The sequence below is a fragment of the Streptomyces sp. NPDC020731 genome (genome assembly GCF_044334705.1).
Lineage (GTDB): Bacteria > Actinomycetota > Actinomycetes > Streptomycetales > Streptomycetaceae > Streptomyces.
The window spans coordinates 281889-300528 of sequence record NZ_JBIRTN010000004.1; the positions used below are offsets into that span (position 1 = coordinate 281889).

An 18640-nucleotide genomic window follows, 5' to 3' on the forward strand; every position below is an offset into this window, starting at 1 on the left:
CATGTGTTCCGTACGCCTTTGTACGGGACGTGTGTGAGGGACCGTCAGGTCCTTCTGCTTCCGGTCCGTCAGACCATCAGCGAGCGGTCCGTCGGACGGATCGGGGCCGGCAGCTCGCTCGCCCCGGTGAGGAGACGGTCGCAGCCGCGGGCGGCCGAGCGGCCCTCGGCGATCGCCCACACGATGAGCGACTGGCCGCGGCCGGCGTCACCGGCGACGAACACGCCGGGCACATTGGTCTGGAAGTCGGCGTCGCGGGCGATGTTACCGCGCTCGTCGAGGTCCAGGCCGAACTGCTCGACCAGGCCGTTGTCCCGGTCGGTGCCGGTGAAGCCCATGGCGAGGGTGACCAGCTGGGCCGGGATCTTGCGCTCGGTGCCCGGCTTCGAGGTCAGCTTGCCGTCGACGAACTCGACCTCGCTCAGGTGCAGCCACTGGACGTTGCCGTCCTCGTCGCCCTCGAAGTGGGTGGTGGAGACGGAGTAGACCCGCTCACCGCCCTCCTCGTGGGCGGACGTGACCTTGTAGAGCATCGGGAACGTCGGCCACGGCTGGGAGACCGGGTCCCGCTCCTCGTTCGGGCGGGGCATGATCTCCAGCTGGGTGACGGAGGCCGCGCCCTGGCGGTGGGCGGTACCCACGCAGTCCGCGCCGGTGTCACCGCCGCCGATCACCACGACGTGCTTGCCCTCGGCCGAGATCGGCGGGGCGACGTAGTCGCCCTCCTGCACCTTGTTGGCCAGCGGCAGGTACTCCATGGCCTGGTGGATGCCCTTGAGCTCACGGCCCGGCACCGGCAGGTCGCGCGCGGTCGTCGCGCCGACGGCGAGGACGACGGCGTCATACCGCTTGCGCAGCGCCGTCGCCGGCATGTCACGGCCGATCTCGACGCCCGTACGGAACTTGGTGCCCTCCGCGCGCATCTGTTCGATACGGCGGTTGATGTGCCGCTTCTCCATCTTGAACTCGGGGATGCCGTAGCGCAGCAGGCCGCCGATGCGGTCCGCGCGCTCGTACACCGCGACCGTGTGGCCGGCCCGGGTCAGCTGCTGGGCGGCGGCCAGACCCGCGGGGCCGGAGCCGACGACCGCGACGGTCTTGCCGGACAGGCGCTCGGGGATCTGCGGGGCGACGTCACCGGTCTCCCACGCCTTGTCGATGATCGAGACCTCGACGTTCTTGATGGTGACCGGCGGCTGGTTGATGCCGAGGACACACGCCGACTCGCACGGAGCGGGGCACAGCCTGCCGGTGAACTCCGGGAAGTTGTTGGTGGCGTGCAGCCGCTCGGAGGCGGCACCCCAGTCCTCGCGGTAGGCGTAGTCGTTCCACTCGGGGATGAGGTTCCCCAGCGGACAGCCGTTGTGGCAGAACGGGATGCCGCAGTCCATGCAGCGGCTGGCCTGCTTGCTGATGATCGGCAGTAGGGAGCCGGGGACGTAGACCTCGTTCCAGTCCTTCCTGCGGTCCTCGACCGGACGGGACCTGGCGACCTCGCGGCCGTGGTTCAGAAAGCCCTTCGGGTCAGCCATTGATCGCCGCCTCCATCATCTTCTCGGTGATCTCGGTCTCGGACAGACCGGCTCGCTCGGCGGCGTCCTTGGCGGCGAGCACTGCCTTGTACGTGCTGGGGATGATCTTGCTGAAGCGCCGCACGGCGGTGTCCCACTCGGCGAGCAGCTTCTCGGCGACGGTGGAGCCCGTCTCCTCCTGGTGACGGCGGACCACGTCGTGCAGCCACTGCTCGTCGGCGTCGTCCAGGGCCACCACGGCGTCCAGGTTGCCGGCGTTGACGTTGTCCCGGTCGAGGTCGATGACGTAGGCGACGCCGCCGGACATGCCGGCCGCGAAGTTGCGCCCCGTCTCGCCGAGGACGACCGCGTGACCGCCGGTCATGTACTCGCAGCCGTGGTCGCCCACGCCCTCGGAGACGACCAGCGCGCCGGAGTTGCGGACGCAGAACCGCTCGCCCGTACGACCGCGCAGGAACAGCTCGCCGCCGGTCGCGCCGTACGCGATGGTGTTGCCCGCGATGGTCGAGTACTCGGCGAGGTGGTCGGCCGCGCGGTCCGGGCGGACCACGATCCGGCCGCCGGACAGGCCCTTGCCGACGTAGTCGTTGGCGTCGCCCTCCAGGCGCAGCGTGACACCGCGCGGGACGAAGGCGCCGAAGGACTGGCCGGCGGAGCCGGTGAAGGTGATGTCGATGGTGTCGTCGGGCAGGCCCGCACCGCCGAACTTCTTCGTCACCTCGTGGCCGAGCATGGTGCCGACCGTGCGGTTGATGTTGCGGATGGCGACCCGGGCGCGCACCGGGTGGGCGTCCTCGGCTCCGGACGCGGTGAGCGCGTCGGCGGCGAGCTTGATCAGCTCGTTGTCGAGCGCCTTCTCCAGGCCGTGGTCCTGGGCGACGACCTGGTGACGGACGGCGCCCTCGGGCAGCTCGGGCACGTGGAACAGCGGGGCCAGCTCCAGGCCCTGCGCCTTCCAGTGGTTCACCGCGCGGGTCACGTCGAGCATCTCGGCGTGGCCGACGGCCTCCTCGATGGAGCGGAAGCCCAGCTCGGCGAGGAGCTCGCGGACCTCCTCGGCGATGAACCGGAAGAAGTTCACGACGTACTCGGCCTTGCCGGAGAACCGGTCCCGCAGGACGGGGTTCTGGGTGGCGATGCCGACCGGGCAGGTGTCCAGGTGGCAGACGCGCATCATGACGCAGCCGGAGACGACCAGCGGGGCGGTGGCGAAGCCGAACTCCTCGGCGCCGAGCAGCGCGGCGATGACCACGTCACGACCGGTCTTCAGCTGGCCGTCGGTCTGCACGACGATCCGGTCGCGCAGGCCGTTGAGCAGCAGGGTCTGCTGGGTCTCGGCGAGGCCGAGCTCCCAGGGACCGCCGGCGTGCTTCAGCGACGTCAGCGGGGAGGCACCCGTGCCGCCGTCGTGACCGGAGATCAGTACGACGTCCGCGTGCGCCTTGGAGACACCCGCGGCGACGGTGCCGACGCCGACCTCGGAGACCAGCTTGACGTGAACGCGCGCCTGGGGGTTGGCGTTCTTCAGGTCGTGGATCAGCTGGGCGAGGTCCTCGATGGAGTAGATGTCGTGGTGCGGCGGCGGGGAGATGAGGCCCACGCCCGGCGTCGAGTGCCGGGTCTTCGCGACCCACGGGTAGACCTTGTGGCCGGGCAGCTGGCCGCCCTCGCCGGGCTTGGCGCCCTGGGCCATCTTGATCTGGATGTCGTCGGAGTTGACCAGGTACTCGGAGGTCACACCGAAGCGGCCGGAGGCGACCTGCTTGATGGAGGAGCGGCGGGCCGGGTCGTACAGCCGCTCCGGGTCCTCACCGCCCTCACCGGTGTTGGACTTGCCGCCCAGCTGGTTCATGGCGATGGCGAGCGTCTCGTGCGCCTCCCGGGAGATGGAGCCGTACGACATGGCGCCGGTGGAGAACCGCTTGACGATCTCGGAGACCGGCTCGACCTCGTCGAGGGGGACCGGCTGCCGGCCGGACGTGAAGCCGAACAGGCCGCGCAGCGTCATCAGGCGCTCGGACTGCTCGTTCACCCGCTCGGTGTACTTCTTGAAGATGTCGTAGCGGCCGGAGCGCGTGGAGTGCTGGAGGCGGAAGACCGTCTCCGGGTCGAACAGGTGCGGCTCGCCCTCGCGACGCCACTGGTACTCGCCGCCGATCTCCAGCGTGCGGTGCGCGGGAGCGATGCCCGAGGCGGGGTACGCCTTGGCGTGGCGGGCCGCGACCTCCTTGGCGATGACGTCGATGCCGACGCCGCCGATCTTGCTGGCGGTGCCGTTGAAGTACTTCTCCACGAAGGCGCCCTCGAGGCCGACGGCCTCGAAGACCTGGGCGCCGCGGTAGGAGGCGACGGTCGAGATGCCCATCTTGGACATGACCTTCAGGACGCCCTTGCCGAGGGCGTAGATGAGGTTGCGGATCGCCTTCTCGGACTCGATGCCCGGCAGGAAGGTGCCCGCGCGGACCAGGTCCTCGACGGACTCCATCGCCAGGTACGGGTTGACCGCGGCGGCGCCGAAGCCGATCAGCAGGGCGACGTGGTGGACCTCGCGGACGTCACCGGCCTCGATCAGCAGACCCACCTGGGTGCGCTGCTTGGTGCGGATGAGGTGGTGGTGGACGGCCGCGGTGAGCAGCAGCGACGGGATCGGCGCCTGCTCGGCGTCGGAGTGCCGGTCCGACAGGACGATCAGCCGCGCGCCGTTCTCGATGGCGGCGTCGGCCTCGGCGCAGATGTCCTCGATGCGGGCGGCGAGCGCTTCGCCGCCGCCGGACACCCGGTACAGGCCGGACAGGGTCGCGGCCTTGAAGCCGGGCATGTCGCCGTCGGCGTTGATGTGGATGAGCTTGGCCAGCTCGTCGTTGTCGATCACCGGGAACGGCAGGACGACGCTGCGACAGGAGGCCGCGTTCGGCTCCAGCAGATTGCCCGACGGGCCCAGCGGGGAGCGCAGGGAGGTGACCAGTTCCTCGCGGATCGCGTCCAGCGGCGGGTTGGTGACCTGTGCGAACAGCTGGGTGAAGTAGTCGAAGAGCAGGCGCGGACGCTCGCTCAGCGCGGCGATCGGCGAGTCGGTGCCCATCGAGCCGATCGGCTCGGCGCCGGCCTTGGCCATCGGCGCGAGGAGGATGCGGAGCTCCTCCTCGGTGTAGCCGAAGGTCTGCTGGCGGCGGGTGACCGAGGCGTGGGTGTGCACGATGTGCTCGCGCTCGGGCAGGTCGGACAGCTCGATCTCGCCGGCCTCGAGCCACTCCGCGTAGGGGTGCTCGGCGGCGAGCTGGGCCTTGATCTCGTCGTCCTCGATGATGCGGTGCTCGGCGGTGTCCACCAGGAACATCCGGCCGGGCTGCAGGCGGCCCTTGCGGACCACCTTCGCCGGGTCGATGTCGAGGACGCCGACCTCGGAGCCGAGGACGACCAGACCCTCGTCGGTGACCCAGTAGCGGCCGGGGCGCAGGCCGTTGCGGTCGAGTACGGCGCCGACCTGGGTGCCGTCGGTGAAGGTGACGCAGGCGGGACCGTCCCAGGGCTCCATCAGCGTGGAGTGGTACTGGTAGAAGGCGCGCCGGGCCGGGTCCATCGAGTCGTGGTTCTCCCACGCCTCCGGGATCATCATCAGCACGGAGTGCGGCAGGGACCGGCCGCCCAGGTGCAGGAGCTCGAGGACCTCGTCGAACGAGGCGGAGTCCGAGGCGTCGGGCGTGCAGACCGGGAAGATCCGCTCGAGGTTCTTGTCCTCGCTCCCGCTGTGCCCATGGTCGGCAGAGCCGAACAAGTCCGAGACCAGCTGGGACTCGCGGGCGCGCATCCAGTTGCGGTTGCCCTTGACGGTGTTGATCTCACCGTTGTGCGCGACGAAGCGGTACGGGTGCGCGAGCGGCCACGACGGGAAGGTGTTCGTGGAGAACCGGGAGTGCACCAGCGCGATCGCGGAGCCGAAGCGTCGGTCGGACAGGTCCGGGAAGAAGGGCTCGAGCTGGCCGGTGGTCAGCATGCCCTTGTAGACGATGGTCCGCGCGGACAGCGACGGGAAGTAGACGCCGGCCTCGCGCTCGGCGCGCTTGCGCAGCACGAACGCCTTGCGGTCGAGATCGATGCCCCTGCTCTCACCGGCGGTGACGAAGATCTGCCGGAAGACCGGCATCGTCGAGCGGGCGGTGGCACCGAGCAGTTCGGGCGCGACCGGCACCTCGCGCCAGCCGAGGACGGTCAGGTCCTCGGCGGCGGCGATCTCCTCGATGCGGGCGACGGCGGCGTCTGCGCCGTCCTCCGGCAGGAAGGCGGTACCGACGGCGTAGCCGCCGGCCTCGGGCAGTTCGAATCCGGCCACCTCGCGGAAGAAGGTGTCGGGGACCTGGGAGAGGATTCCGGCACCGTCGCCGGAGTCCGGCTCGGAACCGGTGGCACCACGGTGTTCGAGGTTGCGCAGGACCGTGAGGGCCTGCTCGACCAGGGTGTGGGACGCCTCGCCGGTGAGGGTGGCGACGAAGCCGACGCCGCAGGCGTCGTGCTCGTTGCGGGGGTCGTACATACCCTGCGCAGCAGGGCGAGCATCCATGAACGACCAGTTCAGGCGGTCGTTCGTGGAGTGCTGGGACGGCTGGCGCGGCGTACGCATCGGCTCTCCCGTCGTCGTCATGTGGCATGTGGCAAGTGCCGAGGGACGACGTTGGCCCTCTGCGTGGTGCGAAATTTCGTGCAGGTTACATGATGGAGCGGTTCTCGGGAACCGGGATAATCCGTTCCAGCATGCGGACACCACATGGGTCGCGGTGAGGTTCCGCGCCTGACGGTGGAAGTCATGGGGGACCGGGGCGGACAGATCGATGTCCGTCGGTCCGATGGCGGGAAAGGGCTCCTTCGCCTGACCCGCGGAGCACGCCGTCGGCCTCTTTGCCCACAGCGCTTACGGCTCATGCCCAGTGGTCATGCAGTCGAAACCAGCAAGTAACGACTACTTATGCGGTCCGACGCATAAGTGCGAGTCGCATTATCCTACGGCCGTTCCGAAGAATGTGCCCAGGGCGTACGTCACACCGGCCGCCGCGCCGCCGAGGACGAGCTGCCGCAGACCGCTGTACCACCAGGTCCGCGCCGTCACCTTGGCCACCACCGCGCCGCACAGGAAGAGCCCGAGCAGCGCCAGCAGCACGGCGGGCCACAGGCTGCTCGCGCCGAGCAGGTAGGGCAGCACGGGAAGCAGGGCGCCCAGCGCGAAGGAGCCGAAGCTGGACACGGCGGCGACGGTGGGCGAGGGCAGGTCGCCGGGGTCGATGCCGAGTTCCTCGCGGGCGTGGATCTCCAGCGCCTGCTCGGGGTCCCTGGACAGCTGCCGGGCGACCTCGCGGGCCAGCTCGGGCTCGACGCCGCGGGCCTCGTAGAGCGCGGCGAGCTCGGCCTCCTCGTCCTTGGGGTGCTTGTGCAGCTCACGCCGCTCGACGTCGAGCTCGGCCTCGACCAGCTCGCGCTGGGAGGCGACGGAGGTGTACTCGCCGGCCGCCATGGAGAAGGCGCCGGCGGCCAGGCCGGCGAGGCCGGTGAGCACGACGGCCTGCTGGCCGACCGAGCCGCCGGCGACACCGGTCATCAGGGCGAGGTTGGAGACCAGTCCGTCCATCGCGCCGAACACGGCGGGGCGCAGCCAGCCGCCGTTCACGTCCCGGTGCGTGTGGTTGTCGCGGTGCGCCTCGTGCAGCGTCGCCTCGGTCTCGATGATGGCCATGCCTGTGTCCCCCACAGTCTTCTTTGGACAGATTCTATTATTCGACAACACTCAATGTACGCCTCCCCATTCCCTCCCGCCAGCAAGGAAAGGCTGGGCTAACCTGCGGTTTTGCGAGTTTCGCTCGTTTGTGTAGATGGCCGCCCAGATGTCGACCGGGTGACGCTGGGCCCCTTGAGGCTGCGCCGGACACCGCACCGGGGACAGATCCGCAAAGGGCTCCGCGCCTCTCGGGGCGCACCTGAGAGGAGAGCCGCGTATGGCATCGACCACCCGCATCCCCTCCGTCCCGGCGCCCGGAGACACCCTCGGGCGCCGCGAGCGGGCACGCGGCGCGCTGCTCGGCCTGGCCGTCGGTGACGCGCTGGGCGCCCCGGCCGAGAACATGAAGCCCTCCGAGATCCGCGCGCGGTGGGGCCGCATCACGGGATACGTGGCCGAGCACCCGGCGGGCACGGACGACACCGAGTACGCGATCTTCTCGGGCCTGCTGCTGGCCCGGCACGGCTCCGCGCTCACCCCCGCGCGCGTCGAGGCGGCCTGGCACGAGTGGATCGCGGACCGCGCGGAGGGCCCTTTCCGGGGCGCCGGCTTCAGCGAGCGCGGCACCCTGGAGAACCTGCGCCGGGGACTGGCGGCGCCGATCTCCGCCCAGCACCGGCACGCCTGGAGCGACGGACTGGCGATGCGGGCGGCGCCCCACGGGGTGTTCGCGGCCGGCCGTCCCGACGAGGCGGCCCGGCTGGCGGCGATCGACGGCTCGGTCAGCCACGACGGCGAGGGCATCTACGGCGGCCAGGCGGTCGCGGCGGGCGTCGCGGCGGCGATGGCCGGGGCGCCGGTGGTCGCGGTCGTGGCCTCGGCCCTGGCGGTGGTGCCGGACGACTCCTGGACCGCCCGCTCACTGCGCCGTGCCGTCACCGCGGCCCACCTCGGCGAACGCGCGGTCCGCGCGGCGGTGGTGATCGGCGGCTACCCGTGGACGGACCTGGCCCCCGAGGCGGTCGCCCTCGCCTTCGGCGCGTACGCGGCGGCCGACGGCGACTTCGAACAGGCGGTCCTGACGGCCGTCAACATGGGCCGCGACGCCGACACCACGGCGGCGGTGGCAGGCGCGCTGGCGGGCGCGACCCGGGGCGCCGCGGCGATCCCGCCGGCCTGGTCGTCCGCCATCACCCCGGCCCGCGGCACCTGCCTCCCGGCCATGGCGGGCCACCACGTCCTGGACATCGCGGACCTGCTGACCCAGAAGGCTCCCTCATGATTTCCCCTACCGAAACCGAACCCGCAGCCGCAATCACCGACGCCGACGAAGGCCGCACAGGTGGTGCGGGTAGGAACATCCGGGCCGAAGGCGAAACCGAGGCCGGAAACACCGCCCAGCCGCCGCGGGCACGGGTGGAGGGCCTCCTCCTCGGCCTCGCCGCGGGCGACGCCGCAGGCTGGCCGGCCGGCCGGCACAGAGCCGCCCGCATGCCCGAGTGGACACGGCGCCTCACCCGAGAGCTCGACACCTTCGCCGAACAGAACGCCACCACCACCCTCCCCGTCCCCATCGCCCTGAACCAGCCCTCCGAGCCCCTGCGCCTCGGCCCCTCCGACGACGCCGAATGGGCGGCCTTCGCCGCGGAAGCCGTTCTCCGGGCAGGTGACGAGACCGCGTTCGGCGACCTGAGCCGGGAACGCCGCACCCGCGCGGCGATCGACCTGACCTGGAACACCGTGGCCGGCGAAATCGCCGCGGCGGCGGACCGCGCCCCCGAGACGGAGTCCGCCGTACTCCCCCTCCGCGCCCGCATCTCCGTCCGCGCCGGCCTCGGCAACCTCGCCACCGGTCTGCGCCCGCCCGCCACCGGCCACGACAACCCGCACTACTTCGACGACGCCGCCTGCGTACGCGCCTGCGTCCTGGCCGTGGCCCACCCCGGCGACCCACGGGCCGCCGCCGACCTCGCGGAGTTCGACGCCCGATACACCCAGGACGGCGACGGCGTGCACGGCGCCCGCGCCATGGCCGCCGCCGTCTCCCTCGCGCTGACCGGCGCGGACCCGGACACCTGCGTGGCGGCGGCCTGCGCCGAGCTGCCCGAGGACACGGAGATCGGCCGCAACGCCCGGCACGCCCTGAAGCTCGCGGCGGACGCCGACAGCGCCTTCGCCCTCGTACCACCGCTGGAGCACCAGATCGTCGACCACGTCTACAGCTACGGCGTCGCCGCCGCCGAGACCGTCCCCGTCGCCCTCGCCCTCACCACCGCCGCCCACGGCCGGATCGCGGAGGCGGTCCCCGCGGCGGCCTGTCTGTCGCGGGTCGCGGACTCCGCCCCGGCGCTCGTCGGCGCCCTCACCGGCGCGCTGGGCGGCGGGGCGTCGATCCCGGAGTCCTGGAGGGAGAGCTGCCGCACCCTGTCCGGCTGCGTACTCCCCCGGCTCACCGGCACGGACCTGGTGGAACTCGCCGGACTCCTGGAATCCGCGCAACCGGCCCCGAGGGAGGGATGATTCGGACATGACGCGCGAAGAGGCAGAAAATCGTGACCGGGGCCTGCCCCTGGACGAGCGGATCACCGGCGCCCTCGTCGGAGCGGCCGTCGGCGACGCCCTCGGCGGCCCGGTCGAGGGGTACTCCCCCGAGCAGATCGTCGAGCGCCACGGCGGACGCGTCCACGGCGTCGTCGGCCCGTGGAACGGCGCCGCATGGCGCACCGCCCGCCCCCTCGCGCCCTACCACAAGGGCGACGGCCACGTCACCGACGACACCCTGATGACGCACGCACTGATCCGGGTGTACACGACGGTCCGCGACCACCTGGACGCCTACGCCGTCGCCGACCACCTGGTCCCGGACCTGATGACGAACCCGCGCTGGATCCCGGAGCTGGAGGCGCAGGCGCTCCCGCTGCAGCGGATCTTCCTCGCCGAGAAGTGGCTCGTGGCCCGCCTGCACTACGGCCACGTCGACCCGCGCGAGGCCGGCGCCGGCAACATCGTCAACTGCGGTGCCGCGATGTACATGGCCCCGGTCGGCCTGGTCAACGCCGCCCACCCGGCCGCCGCCTACGCCGAGGCGCTGGATGTCGCGGGCGCCCACCAGTCGTCGTACGGCAGGGAGGCGGCCGGTGTCTTCGCGGCGGCCGTGGCGGCGGCGTGCGCGCCGGGCGCGACGGCGGACTCGGTCGTCGCCGCGAGTCTGTCGTCGGCGAAGGACGGCACACGGGAGGCGATCGAGAAGGTCTGCGAGGCCGCCTCGCGGCACACGGACTTCGAGTCGGCGCTGGGTCCGCTGCGGGAGGCGGTGACGCCGTACGACACCGTGGGCCCCGACTACCGCTCCCCGTCGCTGGGTGCCCGCCGCCCGTCCCGGCTGCACGCCGTCGAGGAGCTCCCGGTCGCGCTGGGCATGCTGGTGGTGGCCGGCGGCGACTTCCGGCACGCGGTCCTGGGCGCGGTGAACTACGGCCGCGACTGCGACTCCATCGCCACGATGGCCGGCGCGGTGGCCGGCGCGCTCGGCTCACCGGTCCCCGAGGGCTGGGCCAAGACGGTGGCGGAGGCCAGCCGCCTCGACCTGTGGGAACCGGCGGCCGCGCTCACCGCCGTGACCCGCGAGATCTTCGCGCGCGACGTGGAGCGCCGCCGCGCCCACGAGTGGGCGTTCGCGGAGCTCGGAGGCTCCGGATGCTCCGACTGACCTGGGTCCAGCCGGAGGACCTCATCGGCCACGAACTGCGCCAGGCGTCCCAGGACGGCCGCGAACCCTCGGCCGTCGCCGCCCGCTGGCGGGCAGCGGGCGGTCCCGAAGCCCCCCTCACCGCGGGCGCCTCTCCCACCCCGGCCTCCCCCTACCTCCGCCTCCTGGCCACCGACCTCCTCGACGAACTGGCCGACCTCCCCAGCAAGCTGGCGGACGAAGAGCCGACCGACCTCGCCACCATCAAGTCCCTGTGCCCCCACTGGCCGCTCACCGCGGGCGATCGTGCCGCCCGGGACGGCACCGGTGGGCGCGGCGGCACCCCGCCGGCGCCGGGCCGCGCACCCCACCCAAGCCCAGCGTCCCCCGCCCGCCTGGAAGCCGCCTGGCTGGGCAGAGCAGTCGGCTGCCTCCTGGGCAAACCGGTGGAGAAACTCCCCCTCACAGGCATCCGCCAACTCGCCCAGGCCACCGGCAACTGGCCCCTGACCACTTATTTCACCGCCCACGGCGTCCCAGAGCCACTGCTCACCCGATACCCCTGGAACCGCCGCTCCGCGGCAACCTCCCTCGCCGAGAACATCGACGGCATGCCCGAGGACGACGACCTCGACCACCCCCTCCTCGCCCTCCTCGTCCTCCAGCGCCACGGCCGTACCTTCACGCCCACCGACGTGGCCCGCGTCTGGCTCGACGAACTCCCCGCCGGCCGCACCTTCACCGCCGAACGCGTCGCCTACCGCAACCTCCTCAGCGGCCTGGAACCCCCGCTGACCGCCCGCCACCACAACCCCTTCCGCGAGTGGATCGGCGCCCTGATCCGCGCCGACGTGCACGGCTGGACCAACCCCGGCGACCCGGCCGCCGCCGCCGGGCAGGCCCACCGTGACGCCACCCTCACCCACACCGCCAACGGCGTCTACGCGGCGATGTTCACGGCGGCCGTCATCGCCACCGCCGCCACCGGCGACCACGACGTCCACGCCTGTCTGCGCACCGGCCTCACCGTCGTCCCGCCCCGCTCCCGCCTCGCCCGCGCCGTCCGCCGGGCCGTCGAACTGGCCCACGAGCACACGGACTTCGACACCGTCGTCGACGTCCTGCACGACACCTACGCCGCCACCCACCACTGGGTGCACGCCGTCCCCAACACCGCCCTGATCGCCGCCGCCCTCACCCACGCCGGCGGCGACTTCACCGGCTCCGTCTGCCGTGCGGTGTCCGGTGGCTGGGACACCGACTCCAACGGCGCGACGGCCGGCAGCATCGCCGCTCTTCTCGCCGGTTCGCCCCGCGCGCTCCCCGAACACTGGACGGCCCCGCTGAAGAACCGCCTGGCCACCTCCGTCGGCGACTTCCACGGCACCGGCTTCGACACCCTGGCCCGACTGACCCACCTGGAGGCCACCCGCCCATGACCAGGCCCACTCCCGCCGGTCCCCCGCTGACCGGCCTGCGCGTCCTGGACCTCGCCACCCTCTTCGCCGGCCCCCTCGCCGCGACCCTGCTCGGCGACTTCGGCGCGGAGGTCGTCAAGGTCGAGCATCCGAGGAAGCCGGACCCCTCCCGCGGCCACGGCCCGTCGAAGGACGGCATCGGCCTGTGGTGGAAGATGCTCGGCCGCAACAAGCGCACCATCACCCTCGACCTGTCCAGGCCCGGCGGCCGGACCACCCTCCTGCGCCTCGCCGAGACCGCCGACGTCGTCATCGAGAACTTCCGCCCCGGCACCCTCGAGAAGTGGGACCTGGGCTGGCCCGAGCTGTCCGCCGTCAACCCCCGGCTGATCCTGGTCCGGGTCACCGGCTTCGGCCAGTTCGGCCCGTACGCGCATCGTCCGGGCTTCGGCACCCTCGCCGAGGCGATGAGCGGCTTCGCCGCGATCACCGGGGAGCCGGACGCGCCGCCGACCCTGCCACCGTTCGGCCTGGCGGACTCCATCGCGGGCCTGACCACGGCGTACGCGGTGATGACCGCGCTCGCCGGCCGGGACCGCACGGGAGAGGGCCAGGTCGTCGACATGGCGCTGATCGAGCCGATCCTCACCGTGCTCGGCCCGCAGCCGACCTGGTACGACCAACTGGGCCACGTCCAGCCCCGCACCGGCAACCGCTCCCAGAACAACGCGCCACGGGGCACCTACCTCACCGCCGACGGCACCTGGGTCGCCGTCTCCACCTCCGCCCAGTCGATCGCCGAGCGTGTGATGGTGCTGGTGGGCCGGCCGGACCTGATCGACGAGCCCTGGTTCGCCACCGGCGCGGACCGCGCCCGGCACGCGGACCTCCTGGACGAGGCGGTCGGCGGCTGGATCGCCCGGCACACCCGCGCCGACGTGCTGGCCGCCTTCGAGAAGGCGGAGGCGGCCGTCGCCCCCGTCCAGGACGTACGGGACGTCATGACGGACCCGCAGTACCAGGCCCTGAACACGATCACCACGGTCGACGATCCGGAGCTGGGCCCGCTGCGCATGCAGAACGTGCTCTTCCGGCTCTCCAACACCCCGGGCGCGATCCGCTGGGCGGGCCGCCCGCACGGCGCGGACACCGAGGAGGTACTGACCGGGCTGGGCCTCACGCCCGACGACCTCGCGGAGCTCCGCGCGGAGGGCGCCCTGTGAAGGGCTTCCCGCTGACCTGGCTGTACGCCCCCGGCGACCGTCCTCCCGTGGTGGCGAAGGCGCTCACCTCCGGCGCCGACGTGGTGGTGATCGACCTGGAGGACGCGGTCGCCCCCGACCGCAAGGCCTACGCCCGCTCCGCCACGGCCGAGCTGCTGCGCGCCCCGCAGCCGGTCCCGGTCCACGTCCGCGTCAACGCCCTGTCCGGCCCCTGGGCCCGCGCCGATCTCGCGGCCATCGCTCCCGCCCCCGGCCTGTCCGGCCTGCGCCTGCCCAAGGTGTCGTCCCCGTCCGACGTCGTACGCGTCGCGCGCCGGGCGGTGTCCGCCCACGGCGGCTCACTGCCCCTGTACGCCCTCCTGGAGACGGCCCTCGGCATCGAACGCGCCCATGCCGTGGCCACCGCCCACCCGTCCCTGCGCGGTATCGCCATCGGGGAGGCGGACCTCCGGGCCGACCTGGGCGTACGCGACGACGCGGGCCTCGACTGGTCCCGCTCCCGGGTGGTCGTCGCCGCGCGGGCGGCGGGTCTCGCCCCGCCCACCCAGTCCGTCCACCCGGACACCCGCGACCTGGACGGCCTGGCAGCCTCCTGCGCCCACGGCCGCGCCCTGGGCTTCCTCGGCCGCGCCGCGATCCACCCCCGCCAGCTGCAGATCATCGAGCGTGCCTACCTCCCCACGGAGGAGGAGATCGAACAGGCGGAAACCGTCGTCAAGGCAGCGGCGACCGACCAAGGCGCACAGGCCCTCCCCAACGGCACCTTCATCGACGCGGCAGCAGTACTGGCAGCCCGAAGAACCCTGTCCCTGGCCACCAGAACCTGAGCGACTCCTCGCGACCGGGGGCAGCCGTGCCTCCCCCAGCGCCTCCCCGGTGCCTCAAGGGCCTGGGAGGCACCCCGCAAGCGCCGGGCCGCACACACCGCGAGGGCACCCGGAAAACCCGGGCGCCCTCGGTGTCGTACAGCGAACCGTCAGCTCTTCTTCGCCGACCCGGCCCCGTCCTTGGAGTCCTCATCGGCCGCCTCGGCCTCGGAGTCCTCCTCCGCGGCCGGAGCGTCCTTCTCACCGGAGGCGGTCTCCTCATCGGAACCACCCTCGTCGGAGACGGGCCCGCCGGAGACACCCGGCTCCACCACGTCCTCCCGCCCCGGCCGCTTCCGCGCCGACAGCACGATGTACAGCACCGCCAGCAGGAAGACCAGGACCGCCGTCCAGTTGTTCAGCCGCAGTCCGAGAATGTGATGCGCCTCGTCGACACGCATGTACTCGATCCAGAACCGCCCCACGCAGTACGCGGCGACGTACAGCGCGAACGCCCGCCCGTGCCCGAGCTTGAACCGCCGGTCCGCCCAGATCACCAGCAGCGCCACACCGATGCACCACAGCGACTCGTACAGGAACGTCGGGTGGTAGGTGCCCGGCTCCCGCCCGTCGGTGCCGGACGTGATCTCCACCGCCCACGGCAGATCCGTGGCCCGCCCGTACAGCTCCTGGTTGAACCAGTTGCCCCAGCGTCCGATCGCCTGGGCGAGGGCGATGCCCGGCGCGATGGCGTCGGCGTAGGCGGGCAGCGGGATGCCACGGCGGCGGCAGCCGATCCAGGCGCCCAGCGCACCGACCGCGATCGCACCCCAGATGCCGAGGCCGCCCTCCCAGATCTTGAAGGCGTCCACCCAGTCACGGCCCTCGCTGAAGTACAGCTGGTAGTCCGTGATCACGTGGTAGAGCCGGCCACCGATCAGGCCGAAGGGAACGGCCCAGACAGCGATGTCGGCCACCGTGCCGGCCCGCCCGCCCCGGGCGATCCAGCGCTTGTTGCCGAGCCAGACGGCAACGAAGACGCCGATGATGATGCAGAACGCGTAGCCGCGCAGCGGAACGGGGCCGAGGTACAGCACCCCGCTCGACGGGCTGGGAATGTAGGCAATTTCCATGGCAGGGTCGACGCTACCGTGCCGGACCGGCCGCACGGCAGGCGGTCCGGCTACGGCTCCATAACAGGACCGTCGGACGGTCGGTCCTCGGCGTCACTGTCCCTTGTTGGCCTCCTCGACCATCTGCTTGAACTTCTCGGGGGTCATCGAGCGGTCCTGGTTGATGTTCTTGCCGTCGTACATCACCGTCGGCGTGCCGCTGAAGCCGGCCTTCTGGAACGCCTCGTGGGACTTGGCGACCCAGCTGTTGTGCGTGCCGTCCTCGACGCAGGAGCGGAAGGCGGGGGTGTCGAGTCCTTCGACCTTGCCGGCCAGCTCGATCAGCTTGTCGTCGTCGGCGAAGGCGTCGTCGCTCTCCATCGGCTGGTTCTCGAACAGCACGTCGTGGTAAGCGGCGAACTTCCCGGCGTCCTGGGCGCAGGCGGCGGCGTTGGCCGCGTTGCGGGAGCCGGTGCCTCCCATGCCGTTGTCGATCAGCGTGACCAGGTGGTACTCCACCTTCAGCTGACCGGAGTCGGTCAGCTCGTGGATGGTGGGGATGTAGGCCTGCTCGAAGACCTTGCAGGCCGGGCAGCGGAAGTCCTCCCACACGACGAGGGTGGCCTTGGCGCTCTCCTTGCCGACCGGGATGGCGAGACCGTCCTTGCCCAGGGCCCCGGAGGGCGCCACGACGGGGCCGGCCGCCTCGCTCTCGGTGTCGTCCCCACCCGAATTGGCGGCGACGACACCGATCACCGCCGCGAGCCCCAGGACGCAGAGCACGCTCGCGCCCACGATCAGGGCACGGCGTCGCTTCTCCGCCGTCTTCTGCTTCTCGCGCTCGTCCGCCAGCCGCTCCCGGGCGGTGCGCTTTCCCTCACGGTTCTTCTCGCTCACACTCCGCAGAACGAACCGGGGAGGCGCACAGCGCCTCCCCGGTCCCAGGACCACCCTTACGAGGGATCCGTATGACTACCTGCGGACACCCCGGTCGGTCACACCTGCCGGCGTACGCCCTTGGCCAGGTCACCGGCGAGCGCGCGGACGGCCTCGACGCCGGCCGCGTCGTCGGGGGCGTCCAGCATCCGCTTGACGAAGGCCGAGCCGACGATCACGCCGTCGGCGAAGCGGGCGACCTCGGCGGCCTGGGCGGGGTTGGAGACGCCGAGTCCGACGCAGACCGGGACGTCGGTGGTGGCGCGGGTGCGCCGCACCAGGTCCTCGGCCTGCGCGCCGACCGACTCACGGGTGCCGGTGACGCCCATCAGGGAGGCGGCGTAGACGAAGCCGCTGCCGACCGCGGTGATCTCGGCGAGCCGCTCGTCCTTGCTGCTGGGCGCGACCACGAAGACCGTGGCGAGCCCGTGCTTCTCCGCGTGTTCCCTCCAGAGCGCCGACTCCTGGACCGGCAGGTCGGGCAGGATGCACCCGGCGCCGCCCGCCTCGGCGAGCTCGGCGGTGAAGCGCTCGACGCCGTAGCGGTCGATGGGGTTCCAGTAGGTCATGACGAGGATCGGCCTGCCGGTGGCCGCATGCGCCTCGCGGACCGTGCGCATCACATCGGCGATCTTCACGCCGCCGCGCAGGGCGATGTCGTCGGCGGTCTGGATGACCGGGCCGTCGAGGACGGGATCGCTGTGCGGCAGACCCACCTCCACGACGTCGGCACCGCCGTCCAGGGCCGCCTTGACCGCCTCGATGCCGCCGTCCACGGTCGGGAACCCGGCCGGGAGGTAGGCGATGAGGGCGGCCCGGCCCTCGGACCTCGCCGCGGCGAGGGTCTCGTCCAGCAGCCGCACGTTCCCGCTCACTTGGCGTCCCCCTCGATCTCGGCGGTGCCTGCCTCGTCGGCGGCGACCTCGGCGTCGGTGTCGTACAGCCCGAAGTAGCGGGCGGCGGTGTCCATGTCCTTGTCGCCGCGCCCGGACAGGTTGACGACGATCAGCCCGTCCCTGCCCAGCTCCTTGCCGACCTCCAGGGCGCCGGCGAGGGCGTGGGCGCTCTCGATGGCCGGGATGATGCCCTCGGTGCGCGACAGCAGGCGCAGGGCCTGCATGGCGGCGTCGTCGGTCACCGCGCGGTACTCACCGCGGCCGGAGTCCTTGAGGTAGGAGTGCTCGGGTCCGATGCCCGGATAGTCCAGGCCGGCCGAGATCGAGTACGGCTCGGTGATCTGGCCCTCGTCGTCCTGGAGGACGTACGACCGGGAGCCGTGCAGGATGCCGGGCTCGCCCGCGGTGAGGGTGGCCGCGTGCTCCCCGCTCTCGATGCCGTGTCCGGCCGGCTCGCAGCCGATGAGGCGTACGTCGGTGTCCGGGATGAAGGCGTGGAAGAGACCGATGGCGTTGGAGCCGCCGCCGACGCAGGCGATCGCGGCGTCGGGCAGGCGTCCGGCGCGCTCCAGGAGCTGACGGCGGGCCTCGACGCCGATGACGCGGTGGAAGTCGCGCACCATCGCGGGGAAGGGGTGCGGTCCCGCGACGGTGCCGAAGAGGTAGTGCGTGCGGTCGACGTTGGCGACCCAGTCGCGGAACGCCTCGTTGATGGCGTCCTTCAGGGTGCGGCTGCCGGACTTCACGGCGATGACCTCGGCGCCGAGCATGCGCATCCGGGCCACGTTGAGGGCCTGGCGCTGTGTGTCGATCTCGCCCATGTAGATCGTGCAGTCGAGGCCGAAGAGGGCGCAGGCGGTGGCGGTGGCCACGCCGTGCTGGCCGGCGCCGGTCTCGGCGATGACGCGGGTCTTGCCCATGCGCCGGGTGAGGAGGGCCTGGCCGAGCACGTTGTTGATCTTGTGCGAGCCGGTGTGGTTCAGGTCCTCGCGCTTGAGGAAGATCCTGGCACCACCCGCTTCCGCGGCGAAACGGGGGACTTCGGTGAGTGCCGACGGGCGGCCGGTGTAGTCGGCCAGGAGACCGTCGAGCTCTCGGGCGAACTCGGGGTCGGACTTGGCCTTGTCGTACTCGACGGCGACCTCGTCCACGGCGGCGACGAGGGCCTCCGGGATGAATTTGCCGCCGAAGGCGCCGAAGTAGCCTTCGGGGCTCGGGATCCGACCCTCCGGGTCGGGGATGAAGAAGTTGCTGGGCATGCTTGAGCCTCACGGTGAGTGCGGTGAAAAGACACTGTTCGCCGTGGGAGCGGGGCTTGTCGTGTG

At 72.0% G+C, this 18640-nt stretch carries 13 protein-coding genes; 6 read left to right on the forward strand and 7 right to left on the reverse strand.

Annotated elements, in window-relative coordinates:
* Positions 1 to 68 precede the first annotated feature (68 nt).
* From ACH4VX_RS08345 to ACH4VX_RS08355, 3 genes are all read right to left on the reverse strand, one after another.
* Positions 69 to 1532 carry a glutamate synthase subunit beta gene (locus ACH4VX_RS08345; RefSeq protein WP_398366566.1) on the reverse strand — a complete coding sequence of 488 codons (1464 nt, stop codon included), beginning with the start codon at positions 1530 to 1532 and terminating at the stop codon, positions 69 to 71.
* Positions 1525 to 6150, reverse strand: a complete 4626-nt coding sequence (gene gltB / locus ACH4VX_RS08350; RefSeq protein ID WP_398366666.1) for a glutamate synthase large subunit — start codon at positions 6148 to 6150, stop codon at positions 1525 to 1527. Before gltB ends, ACH4VX_RS08345 begins: the two co-directional genes overlap by 8 nt.
* Positions 6151 to 6522: 372 nt before the next feature.
* Complete coding sequence (locus tag ACH4VX_RS08355) at positions 6523 to 7254, reverse strand: VIT1/CCC1 transporter family protein (RefSeq protein ID WP_398366567.1); 732 nt, start codon at positions 7252 to 7254, stop codon at positions 6523 to 6525.
* A 259-nt stretch (positions 7255 to 7513) separates the two neighbouring features.
* Between ACH4VX_RS08355 and ACH4VX_RS08360 the strand changes: the two genes are divergently transcribed.
* The 6 genes from ACH4VX_RS08360 to ACH4VX_RS08385 are packed head-to-tail and all read left to right on the forward strand — an operon-like array spanning position 7514 to position 14392.
* The gene (locus ACH4VX_RS08360; protein ID WP_398366568.1) at positions 7514 to 8518 is read left to right on the forward strand and encodes an ADP-ribosylglycohydrolase family protein; all 1005 of its coding nucleotides are present in this window, start codon (positions 7514 to 7516) and stop codon (positions 8516 to 8518) included.
* Positions 8515 to 9756, forward strand: a complete 1242-nt coding sequence (locus tag ACH4VX_RS08365) for an ADP-ribosylglycohydrolase family protein (RefSeq protein WP_398366569.1) — start codon at positions 8515 to 8517, stop codon at positions 9754 to 9756. The genes ACH4VX_RS08360 and ACH4VX_RS08365 overlap by 4 nt, the downstream gene beginning before the upstream one ends.
* A gap of 7 nt (positions 9757 to 9763) precedes the next feature.
* Positions 9764 to 10945 (forward strand): ADP-ribosylglycohydrolase family protein, encoded by a 1182-nt coding sequence (locus ACH4VX_RS08370; protein ID WP_398366570.1) that lies wholly within the window; start codon positions 9764 to 9766, stop codon positions 10943 to 10945.
* On the forward strand, positions 10933 to 12363 hold the full coding sequence (locus ACH4VX_RS08375) for an ADP-ribosylglycohydrolase family protein (protein WP_398366571.1): 1431 nt from the start codon (positions 10933 to 10935) through the stop codon (positions 12361 to 12363). Before ACH4VX_RS08370 ends, ACH4VX_RS08375 begins: the two co-directional genes overlap by 13 nt.
* Positions 12360 to 13565, forward strand: a complete 1206-nt coding sequence (locus tag ACH4VX_RS08380; RefSeq protein WP_398366572.1) for a CaiB/BaiF CoA transferase family protein — start codon at positions 12360 to 12362, stop codon at positions 13563 to 13565. The genes ACH4VX_RS08375 and ACH4VX_RS08380 overlap by 4 nt, the downstream gene beginning before the upstream one ends.
* Positions 13562 to 14392, forward strand: a complete 831-nt coding sequence (locus ACH4VX_RS08385) for an HpcH/HpaI aldolase/citrate lyase family protein (protein WP_398366573.1) — start codon at positions 13562 to 13564, stop codon at positions 14390 to 14392. The genes ACH4VX_RS08380 and ACH4VX_RS08385 overlap by 4 nt, the downstream gene beginning before the upstream one ends.
* A 149-nt stretch (positions 14393 to 14541) precedes the next feature.
* Here the strand turns inward: ACH4VX_RS08385 and lgt are convergent, their stop codons facing one another.
* From lgt to trpB, 4 genes are all read right to left on the reverse strand, one after another.
* A complete protein-coding gene (gene lgt / locus ACH4VX_RS08390; RefSeq protein WP_398366574.1) occupies positions 14542 to 15504 on the reverse strand; it encodes a prolipoprotein diacylglyceryl transferase in 963 nt (320 codons plus the stop codon).
* Positions 15505 to 15597: 93 nt separating this feature from the next.
* Positions 15598 to 16380, reverse strand: coding sequence for a thioredoxin domain-containing protein (locus tag ACH4VX_RS08395; RefSeq protein WP_398366575.1), 783 nt, complete (start codon positions 16378 to 16380; stop codon positions 15598 to 15600).
* Between the two features lie 98 nt (positions 16381 to 16478).
* Positions 16479 to 17294, reverse strand: coding sequence for a tryptophan synthase subunit alpha (trpA, locus tag ACH4VX_RS08400; protein ID WP_398366576.1), 816 nt, complete (start codon positions 17292 to 17294; stop codon positions 16479 to 16481).
* A complete protein-coding gene (gene trpB / locus ACH4VX_RS08405; RefSeq protein WP_398366577.1) occupies positions 17291 to 18574 on the reverse strand; it encodes a tryptophan synthase subunit beta in 1284 nt (427 codons plus the stop codon). The genes trpA and trpB overlap by 4 nt, the downstream gene beginning before the upstream one ends.
* Positions 18575 to 18640: the final 66 nt, after the last annotated feature.

Coding starts and splice junctions, on each gene's coding strand:
- trpB (WP_398366577.1), bottom strand. CDS start 18,574: ATGCCCAGCAACTTCTTCATCCCCGACCCGGAGGGTCGGATCCCGAGC.
- ACH4VX_RS08370 (WP_398366570.1), top strand. CDS start 9,764: ATGACGCGCGAAGAGGCAGAAAATCGTGACCGGGGCCTGCCCCTGGAC.
- ACH4VX_RS08355 (WP_398366567.1), bottom strand. CDS start 7,254: ATGGCCATCATCGAGACCGAGGCGACGCTGCACGAGGCGCACCGCGAC.
- ACH4VX_RS08375 (WP_398366571.1), top strand. CDS start 10,933: ATGCTCCGACTGACCTGGGTCCAGCCGGAGGACCTCATCGGCCACGAA.
- ACH4VX_RS08360 (WP_398366568.1), top strand. CDS start 7,514: ATGGCATCGACCACCCGCATCCCCTCCGTCCCGGCGCCCGGAGACACC.
- ACH4VX_RS08380 (WP_398366572.1), top strand. CDS start 12,360: ATGACCAGGCCCACTCCCGCCGGTCCCCCGCTGACCGGCCTGCGCGTC.
- ACH4VX_RS08365 (WP_398366569.1), top strand. CDS start 8,515: ATGATTTCCCCTACCGAAACCGAACCCGCAGCCGCAATCACCGACGCC.
- lgt (WP_398366574.1), bottom strand. CDS start 15,504: ATGGAAATTGCCTACATTCCCAGCCCGTCGAGCGGGGTGCTGTACCTC.
- ACH4VX_RS08345 (WP_398366566.1), bottom strand. CDS start 1,532: ATGGCTGACCCGAAGGGCTTTCTGAACCACGGCCGCGAGGTCGCCAGG.
- gltB (WP_398366666.1), bottom strand. CDS start 6,150: ATGCGTACGCCGCGCCAGCCGTCCCAGCACTCCACGAACGACCGCCTG.